Genomic DNA, 8,038 nt, shown 5'->3' on the forward strand with positions numbered 1-8,038 from the left:
ATTGTTATTTATCAATGCTATTTCCAGCATCTAACCATGCGGCAATTCCGCCCGGAAATCTATAGACATTTTTATATCCAGCTTCTTTTGCTAATACTGCTCCGACGTGGCTTCTTTCACAAGCAACAAATCCACAGTAGATAACAATTTTTTTATCTTTATCAGTACCTAAAGTTTTTAAGAATGCTTCTTTTTCTTCTGGTTTTAAATCTTTCATTTCTTTAGGTAAACCAGCATTTACAGCACCTTTGATTTTTGTTTTTTCGAAGCGATCAGAAGGAATGGTGTTGATTAAAATCATATCTTCTTTGTTATCGATAGATTTTTTCAATTCATCTGCACTTATTAAATTATAATCTCCAGTTTTTGTAGCTTTAACAAGTTTGATGGATGCTTTTTCCACTTCGTTTTCTTTTCCATCTTTTGCAGAGCGGTTAAGCCCATCACCACTACTACAACCAACTAAAGACACAGAAAGTAGTATACTAGATAAAGCTAAAGTTATTTTATTTTTTTTTCATAAATAGAATCCCCCTTTAATTTTCACTTTTATTATAACATAAAAAACGTTTAGTATAAACAAATTATATAATAAAATTTAATTATATTAAGATAAGTGATAACTATTATTTCAGTGTTATTTATATGTAAACTAAAAAATATAAAACAGAATATATGAAAATTAATAAAAAATTAATATACTTATTAATTTTTATTATTTAAAAGTAATAGTCGGAAGAATTGCAGTTTTTGTATAATAAAAAATACTACTACTAGTAGATAGTAGCAGTGCAATATTTTTTTAGTATTAATTTATAAAATATTATTTTTTACTAAATATACTTTTAACGAAATTTAAAATTTTTGCTTTACGACTCGTTTCTTTATTGGCTAGCATTTTTTTAACGAAGTCAGGCATTTCAGGTTTTTCACCGTCTTTTTTATTAGCCAGCATTTTTTTAACGAAGTCGGGCATTTCGGGTTGTTCACCATCTTTTTTATTAGCTAGCATCTTTTTAACGAAATCAGGCATTTCGGCTTTTTCTTTATCCATTTCGTTAAATGTTGTTTGTTCTGGATTATGATAGATAAAAGGATTATCTTTGTTACCATTAACTGCAGAAACTAGAGCTTCTATTAAACGAGCGTCATAGTTTGGCATTGGTGGTCTATGATATGCTACTCCAAATTCTTCGCAAAGTTCACGACATTCAACATCATTATCAAAAAGAACTTCAATGTGTTCACTTATAAAACTAAGAGGTACAAATATATAGTGTTTAGGATGTTCTTTTTGGTCTCTTAAATATTCTAGTACATCAGGTTTAATCCATGGCATACCAATATCACTTTCACTTTGCCATGTGTTTGTATAGTTATCTTTATCGAGTCCTATTTTCTCCACTATAATCTTAGTCATATCAAAGATTTGATCAACATAAGGGTCGTTATATTTCAAAGCAATTTCAGGCACGCTATGTGCAGAAAAAATTACTTTGTAGCTATCATCTTTAATCTCTGTATTAATAATTTTTTTGATTTCATCAGCCCAAAATTCAATTAATTTTTCTTCTTTATACCAAGATTTTATTATATTAAATTTGATTTTATCACTCTTAATAAATCTTTCATATCCCATAATAGAATAGAATGAATAATGAGGTTCTAAAATTAAGCAAATACATTCTTCTATATTGTCTTCTTCCATTTTTGAAATTACATCAGGGATATATGGAGAAGAGAACTTATTTGCGAAGTATACTTGATATTCATCTCGGACAGCTTCTTTTAGCAGATCAACTTCTTTAAGTGTGATTTCTTGAAGGGGAGAACCATCTATGCGAAGATAGTTTTTTAATAAATGGTTGATTTCATCATCGTTAGGACGAACTCCTCTTCTAATATTCGTGAAAAATTGAGCTATACCTTCAAATGTATACTCTTCAGGTGTTCCATATGTCATAACTAGAATGGATTTTTTCATTGTTTAACCTCTCATAATTGTATAGTTATATATGATTATACCACTTTTTGTACTAAAACACACGTATTATCGTATTATTACAGAAAATTATTATTGATTGCGATTCCACATTGATTAAACTTAGTTAATTTAGTCTGTTATATTTAAGAAGTAATTATGGCGAGTTAACTAAAAGTAAATAAGTATTATAAAGTATAAGAAAACATTAAAAAACTATTGCAAAAAACACGGAAAAGTTATAATATATAAGATAACTAAAAAGTGCACTAATAAGAGAGTTTTAAAATCTCCAATTGGTAGTTGTATAAAGGAGGATGTGTTTAAGTGAGAAAGAAAATATTGGGAGCAATAACATTTATGGCTGCTGTAGGTGGAGTTATTTATATGAAAAATAATCCTAAGTATAAAGAAATAGTTAGAGTCGTAAAAACTGCAGATGCACGTGGTTTTTATGAAAAAATAATTTTAGAAAAAGATAAACTTGCATTCACAGCAAAAGCAAAAATTAAAGATTACAAGATTGATTATGAGAGTATAAGAAATGTTGGAGAGAAGATTTACGCACGTCTAATAGTGAATAATGATGAGAAGTTAAATATTGATACGGTGATAAGTGAGAAAGATACGAATGTAGAAGAAGTATCACATTCAGAAAAATTGGATGAATTGTTGAATAAGTAACAGAATAGAGTTTAAAAAGAATTTCATAGGAAATTTTAAAAAAAGGAATCCTCCATTACAGTAAGGTGATGTAATGGAGGATTTTTCATGGTTAAATTAATTAGTATCTAATATTATTATGCGAAACGGCTACGAATACTAGTTGGTATTGATTTGTAAACACTCTTAGTAACGAAGAATAAGAATGTTACTAAAGCACCTTTAAGTAGGTTGAATGGTATAATACCAGCCGTTACGATTGTTTTTATGTTAGTCACGATATCAGCTAAGTTCATGATATATCCATACGCTGGAAGTAACACGAAGTAGTTAAGTAGTGACATGAATAATGTAATTGCTAGTGTTCCTAAAATACCACCGATAATAGTTTTAGCAGTACCTTTTTTGTAGAAAAGTACGATAATACTAATGAAAGTAAATTCAACTACGATATTGGCAATTGATCCGATTGGTTCATGTGATAATAATGCGAAGTGTAGGAAGTTTTTTAAGAATGACACTAAAAGAGCATCTTTATAACCTAATAATAACAACGCCATGAACAGCGGGATAAACGTGAAATCAAATTTTAGAAATGGTGGCAAGAATGGCACAGCAAAACTAAAAAAAGATAGAAGTAGAGCAATAACTGCAAGCATTCCACTTAAAACAAGTGAATGAACATTTTTTTTGTACATATTAAATCCTCTTTCCTATCTTCATAGGCAAAAAAATAACAGCAATATTATTTTTGAAAGGGTATGATTTAAAACTCATTAGAAATAAAAAATACCACTTTAAAAAATTTAAAGCGGGACTGAAAGGTATGAAAAATAAGCGTTGCACAATACATTGTACGATAAATATACATATGCAGTAAGGTTATATGTGCAAGTTTATTAATTCTATATCTTCTATCATCCAGACTGTACTGTCGGTTTTGGAATTTCACCAAATCAGCTTGCGCTCGCGGACTTTAACCGCCGGTCGGGAATTTCACCCTGCCCCGAAGATAAATAATTTATTTATTATAGGTTTATTATAAACTGAAGTAAACTAGTTGTAAAGAGAAAAGTTTTAAAAAAACTTAAAACATAGATAAAAACGGAAGTGACTCAAAAATCGTTTTTTATCGATTTTACTGAGGCTCCCGTTTTAATTATACATTGCTTTATTATTCTACTGTTACTGATTTAGCTAAGTTACGTGGTTTATCCACATCTAGTCCTTTGGTGTAAGCTGCGTAGTATGCAAATAATTGTGTAACTACGATACTTGCGATTGGAGCAAGATCTTCATTTACGTTTGGAATTGCGTAGTCGCCTTTACGAGCTAATTTTTCTAATGTAATGATTAGAGTATTAGCACCACGGCTAGCCACTTCGCTTACGTTACTACGTGTGTTTAAATCTAATTTAGCGCTTGTAATAAGAGCTACTACTGGTGTTCTTTCTTCGATAAGGGCGATTGTACCGTGTTTTAATTCTCCTCCGGCAAATCCTTCTGTTTGAATGTAAGAAACCTCTTTAAGTTTTAAGGCTGCTTCGCATGCACTGTAGTAGTCGATTCCACGTCCGATATAGAATGCATTACGTTCTGTGAATAAGTTTTTAGCTAAGTTTTTTATAGTTTTTGCATCATCTAAAATTGATTCTATTGCTGAAGTAATTACTGATAATTCTTGTTCGATATCAAATTTTGGTTGTTTAGCAATTTGCTTAGCAACCTCATATGCTAGTATACTTAATGTTGCGATTTGTGCAGTATATGCCTTAGTAGATGCAACGGCAATCTCAACACCTGCGTGAAGTAATAATGTATAATCACATTCACGAGATAGGGTTGAAGCATCAACGTTAGTAAGTACTAAGAATTTATAATCTTCATTTACACTGCGTAATTTTGTAAGTACTGCACGAAGATCGGCTGTTTCTCCTGATTGAGAAAGAAAGATGAACATTGGTTTTTTAGATAATAATGGTACGTTATAAGCAAATTCTGATGCTAAGTGTACTTCTGTAGGAATACCAGCCCATTTTTCAAAATAGTTTCTTCCTACTAAACCAGCATTATAACTAGTACCGCATCCGATAATATATAATCTATCAGCATCTTTTACGTTGTTAATAATTTCGCTATCAATATTAATATCATGTCCATCGAAGTAGTGAGAGATGATATTACGCATAGCTCCTACTTGTTCGTGTATTTCTTTAATCATGTAATGTTCGTGGATACCTTTATCGATTTCTCCAGCGTTTAAATTAGTTGAGAAACTTTCACGCTCTATAACATTATCTTCTTTATCTTCGATAGTTACGCTATCTTTTTTTACAATAACAAACTCACCGTCATTGATTTCTAAGAAGTTGTTAGTGTACTTAATCATTGCTAAAGCATCACTACCGACATAGTTTTTGTTTTCTTCTCCTAGTCCGATAAGAAGTGGACTTTTATTTTTTGCTACATATAATGTATCTTTATCTTCTGTATCGATTAAACAAAGGGCATAAGAACCTTGAAGTTTAGATACAGCTTTTTTGAAGGCTTCTTTAGTGTCAAGACCGCGATCACTATAAATTTGTACTAACTGAACGATAACTTCAGTATCAGTTTCAGAAACAAGCTCTACACCTTTGAAAAATCTTTCTTTAAGTTCTTGGAAGTTTTCGATAACTCCATTGTGAACTAAAATAAAACGTTTGTTGAAGCTTTGGTGAGGGTGAGAGTTAGTTGTGTTAACTCCACCGTGAGTAGCCCAACGTGTATGACCAATACCTAATTCTAGGTGAAGTCCTTCAGGTATTAGGGCTTCTAAATTTTTAATACGACCTACAGACTTAGTAACGCTAGCTTCTCCATTAACGACACCAGCAATACCAGCTGAGTCGTATCCACGATACTCAAGGCTGCTAAGTCCATCGATTAAAAATTTAACTCCATTTGCTTCTCCAACAAATCCTACAATTCCACACATATAAAAAATTCCTCGCTTTTTTCTTTATTTAATTTAATTGTCGTCTCATAGAAAGTACTATGAAAATTATATTCACTCAAAATTATTATACTTCATAAAGTTTATGTAAACTTTAAAGGAAGCATTATGAGTCTAATAGAGAGAGGATAATGATTTTAAGGGTTCTTATATCTAATACTGCACTCCTCCGCTGTAGCTATGAGTTACTCAAAATATAAGGAATGTAATGATGAAATATTTTGTTAGTAGCCACTGTAAGTATCTTGTCGTCACTGTGTTCCTAAAGATACTAAGGTACACCCCAGCAGTGGCAACTAAAGTTTTTTACGTCATTATTCCTAAAAACTAAGTTGCTGTTGCATACGCTATATCTAAATATTTCGTCGTCTCTTCGTTCCTAGAAATATTAAGATCTACCCCAGCAGTGGCAACTAAAGTTTTTCGCGTCATTCTTCCTTAAAAACTAAGTTGCTGTTGCATACGCTATATCTAAATATTTCGTCGTCTCTTCGTTCCTAGAAATATTAAGATCTACCCCAGCAGTGGCAACTAAAGTTTTTCGCGTCATTCTTCCTTAAAAACTAAGTTGCTGTTGCATACGCTATATCTAAATATTTCGTCGTCTCTTCGTTCCTAGAAATATTAAGATCTACCCCATTGTACATTATCTAACGAAACTCTCTGGTTCCGAAAAAGCATCCGCCGAATTTTCGATAACTTTTTTCCTCGTCAACTAAATTCAATTTAACCTTTAGAACTTAGTTCGGGCGCTATAACTATAATGTAAATTTACCTCCTAATTTTTATCGTATATACTATTATACTAAATGAAAAGATTATTGTAAAACCAAAGGATTTCTAATGATAAATGATTTAATTTTAAAATTTCCTCCATATTAATTTAACCCTAAATTTTTATATTGAATGTAGATTTAATTAATATCTCAATAAAAAACCTACTCGCCATATAGGTAAGTAGGTTTAGTCTATTATTGTTTATTGTTGTTTTTGAGTATCAGTTGCTACTTCTTTAGCGTTTTTCACTTGATCTGGTAGGCTGATTTCTTTAACACTGTTAACATTTGAGTATTTGATGTTTTGTTTAATTTTCATCGTTGTAGGAGTTGGAGTGTTTTTAGTTGCAAGCTCCATAGTAACTTCATTAGTAACAGGAGTGAAGTCTTTAGTAACGACAAGTTTGATTGAAACATTTTTAAATTCTACGTTATTAAATGCTTCAGCGTTAACTTCATTTCCTGAAGATGCGTTAGCTACGGCTACCATAAGTTCTTTAAATTGATCCCCACTACCAGTGAATGTTAGTACATAGTTTCCATTTTCTTCTGTTTTCTTGAAATCTTTACTGATTTTTTTGTAGAAATCTAAGATTTGTTCAGAGTTAGCGATTTTTTTTAGGTTCTCAAATTGAGCTGTGATATTGTTGTTTGCACTTTTCACCCACTCATCTTGTCCTGTTGATTTTGCATAAGCAGTACCGTCTTTAATGTAAAGTTCAAGTGTTTGAGTTTGATCTTGAGCTTTTACTTCTGTAGTAGCTTTCATTGCAAACGGATCGATAATTAGAGATCCTGATACAGTATTCTCAACTGTTTGAGTTTGTTCGCCGACTAGGATTTCAGAACTGTTAGTCGCTACAAAGTCTGTACTTTTTAGATTTTTAGATGCTTCTATTGATTTATTAATAATTTGTTCAGTAGAAGTTCCTGTGCTACAAGCAGCTAATGTAACTGACAGAATAACTGTTGCAATAATCAATAGATATTTTTTTAATGATTTTGTCATGTGTCTCTCCTTAACTTTAAGTAAAATAGACATGAATAGTCTATTCTAATGAATATTTATTTTTATAGAAATATTCTACCATATAATAAGGTATATTACTACACTATAAGCATATTTTTAAAATATCTGTAATAAATAGAATGTGCTAAAGAGGGTATTTTTGTTTTTATTTATTATTTTGTAATATTTTTTTGCAAATATTATAAATAACTATTGACATATATCAATGATGGATATATAATTATATCAAAGATAGATATATCGATGATTGATATAGATGAAAATTATCTCTAATTAAGTTAGGAGGGATAAAATGGCAAAGGTAAGCCCTTACGAAACGGGCGAATTAACGGATAGTATATTTTTTACACTTCTAGTTTTAACAGAACCTATTCATGGTTACTTAATAATGCAAAAGGTTGCAGAGATTACCGATGATAATATTATTATCGGACCTGCGACAATGTACACGACTTTGGGGAAAATGGTTTCTGTTGGCTGGATTGAAGATAAAGAAATAGATAATTCAAAAAAAGAATATTATATTACTCCGAAAGGCATGGAAGTTTTGGAGAAAAATTTAAAACTTCGACAGTTTTTACTTGATGTGGCTA

7 protein-coding genes and 1 riboswitch are annotated in these 8,038 nt (G+C 30.9%); of the genes, 2 read left to right on the forward strand and 5 right to left on the reverse strand.

Annotation, left to right across the window (positions count from 1 at the left end; genetic code table 11):
- Positions 1 to 4 precede the first annotated feature (4 nt).
- Together RWQ73_RS07160 and hemH are read right to left on the reverse strand one after the other, a co-directional pair.
- Positions 5 to 472, reverse strand: coding sequence for a rhodanese-like domain-containing protein (locus tag RWQ73_RS07160; RefSeq protein ID WP_314407652.1), 468 nt, complete (start codon positions 470 to 472; stop codon positions 5 to 7).
- A 351-nt stretch (positions 473 to 823) separates the two neighbouring features.
- A complete protein-coding gene (hemH, locus tag RWQ73_RS07165) occupies positions 824 to 1,984 on the reverse strand; it encodes a ferrochelatase (RefSeq protein WP_314407653.1) in 1,161 nt (386 codons plus the stop codon).
- 324 nt (positions 1,985 to 2,308) lie between these two features.
- Here hemH and RWQ73_RS07170 point away from each other — a divergent pair, with 324 nt between their 5' ends.
- Entirely contained in the window at positions 2,309 to 2,665 is a 357-nt protein-coding gene (locus tag RWQ73_RS07170) for a DUF1310 family protein (RefSeq protein ID WP_314407654.1), read from the forward strand.
- A 116-nt stretch (positions 2,666 to 2,781) separates the two neighbouring features.
- Here the strand turns inward: RWQ73_RS07170 and RWQ73_RS07175 are convergent, their stop codons facing one another.
- The 3 genes from RWQ73_RS07175 to RWQ73_RS07185 all read right to left on the reverse strand — a co-directional run bounded on the left by RWQ73_RS07175 (position 2,782) and on the right by RWQ73_RS07185 (position 7,424).
- Complete coding sequence (locus RWQ73_RS07175; protein ID WP_314407655.1) at positions 2,782 to 3,342, reverse strand: ECF transporter S component; 561 nt, start codon at positions 3,340 to 3,342, stop codon at positions 2,782 to 2,784.
- 207 nt (positions 3,343 to 3,549) lie between these two features.
- Positions 3,550 to 3,662: riboswitch (FMN riboswitch) on the reverse strand.
- 156 nt (positions 3,663 to 3,818) lie between these two features.
- On the reverse strand, positions 3,819 to 5,621 hold the full coding sequence (glmS, locus tag RWQ73_RS07180; RefSeq protein ID WP_314407468.1) for a glutamine--fructose-6-phosphate transaminase (isomerizing): 1,803 nt from the start codon (positions 5,619 to 5,621) through the stop codon (positions 3,819 to 3,821).
- A 996-nt stretch (positions 5,622 to 6,617) separates the two neighbouring features.
- The gene (locus RWQ73_RS07185; protein ID WP_314407656.1) at positions 6,618 to 7,424 is read right to left on the reverse strand and encodes a DUF6612 family protein; all 807 of its coding nucleotides are present in this window, start codon (positions 7,422 to 7,424) and stop codon (positions 6,618 to 6,620) included.
- A gap of 313 nt (positions 7,425 to 7,737) precedes the next feature.
- Between RWQ73_RS07185 and RWQ73_RS07190 the strand changes: the two genes are divergently transcribed.
- On the forward strand, positions 7,738 to 8,038 hold a 301-nt coding region (locus RWQ73_RS07190; RefSeq protein WP_314407658.1), incomplete at its 3' end, for a PadR family transcriptional regulator.

The sequence above is a fragment of the uncultured Gemella sp. genome, assembly GCF_963525875.1.
In the GTDB taxonomy this organism is placed as follows: domain Bacteria; phylum Bacillota; class Bacilli; order Staphylococcales; family Gemellaceae; genus Gemella.

Excerpts from the sequence above, each read along its gene's own strand:
- RWQ73_RS07175 (WP_314407655.1), bottom strand. The coding sequence starts at position 3,342 with ATGTACAAAAAAAATGTTCATTCACTTGTTTTAAGTGGAATGCTTGCA.
- hemH (WP_314407653.1), bottom strand. The coding sequence starts at position 1,984 with ATGAAAAAATCCATTCTAGTTATGACATATGGAACACCTGAAGAGTAT.
- RWQ73_RS07185 (WP_314407656.1), bottom strand. The coding sequence starts at position 7,424 with ATGACAAAATCATTAAAAAAATATCTATTGATTATTGCAACAGTTATT.
- glmS (WP_314407468.1), bottom strand. The coding sequence starts at position 5,621 with ATGTGTGGAATTGTAGGATTTGTTGGAGAAGCAAATGGAGTTAAATTT.